Annotated in this window: 1 protein-coding gene; it reads left to right on the top strand. The window is 68.6% G+C overall.

Features of this window, described 5'->3' with window-relative positions; translation table 11 throughout:
• Window positions 1-852: acetyl-CoA C-acyltransferase (locus tag U9980_RS11280; RefSeq protein WP_322767871.1), on the top strand; the 852-nt coding region annotated here is incomplete at its 5' end.
• Window positions 853-1,183 lie beyond the last annotated feature (331 nt).

Genomic DNA, 1,183 nt, shown 5'->3' with positions numbered 1-1,183 from the left:
GACATCCTGGTGGCCGGCGGGGTCGAGTCCATCTCCTGTGTGCAGAACGAGATGAACCGGCACATGCTCATCGACCCCTGGATCGACGAGCATGTGCCGTCCCTGTACTGGCCGATGCTGCGCACCGCCGAGACGGTCGCCGAGCGCTATGGAATCTCTCGCGAACGCCAGGACGAGTACGGGCTCGCCAGCCACCTCAAGGCGGCTGCCGCCCGCGAAGCCGGCCGGTTCGACGACGAGATCGATCCCATCGAGACAGCGATGGCGTCCACCGATCCCGACAGTGGCGACCTCATCGCGGTGCCCGTGACAGCCCAGCGCGACGAGGGCATCCGGCCCGATTCCACCCTTCAGGGCATCGGGCGCATCCGCTCCGCGCTCCCCGGCGGAACGGTCACCGCCGGCAGCGCCAGCCAGTTCACCGACGGCGCCTCGGCCTGCGTCCTGATGTCCGAAGACCGAGCCGCCGCCCTCGGGTTGCGGCCGCTCGGCCGGTTCGCCGGGTTCGCGGTAGCCGGCTGCGATCCGGACGAGATGGGCATCGGGCCGGTGGAAGCCGTGCCCCGGCTGCTTGCTCGCGCCGGACTCGGGATCATCGACATCGGGCTGTGGGAACTCAACGAGGCCTTCGCCTGCCAGGTCCTCTATTGCCGCGACAAGCTCGGAATCCCCGACGAACTCCTCAACGTCAACGGCGGTGCCATCGCCCTGGGCCACCCTTACGGCGCCACCGGCTCCCGCCTGACCGGCCACGCGCTGATCGAGGCCCGGCGCCGCGGCGCTCGTCACGCCGTGATCACCATGTGCGTCGGCGGCGGCCAGGGTGCCGCGGCCCTGTTCGAGCTCGACTGACATGTCGCACTGAGCCGCGGTCGCGTGCCGCCCGCGCCGGGGGCTTCACCCCTGCACCGGCGAGCGCTCTGCCCCCACCGCCGCGGCGGTTCGTAACTTCAAGGGAGCCTGCGTCGTTTCGAGCCGCGCTCAGGTCGTTGGAAGTCACGGCACATCACCAGGATGAGCCGAGCGCGAAGTGCTCGTTACCTCCCAATCCCATGCAAATACCTCACGGAAGGAGTGCCGAATGACGAAAACCGTAGAGTCGGTTGACGAGTTCGACACCTCGCCTGTCGGTAAGTGGAGTGAGCCGCACGAGTTCGTCGTCGACCGGATGCGGTTGCAGGCG

It is taken from the genome of Protofrankia sp. Cr1 (assembly GCF_963555865.1).
Taxonomy (GTDB): Bacteria; Actinomycetota; Actinomycetes; order Frankiales; family Frankiaceae; genus Protofrankia.
Note: the sequence above shows the minus strand (reverse complement) of the source record. Positions and strands in the feature narration are given on the sequence as shown.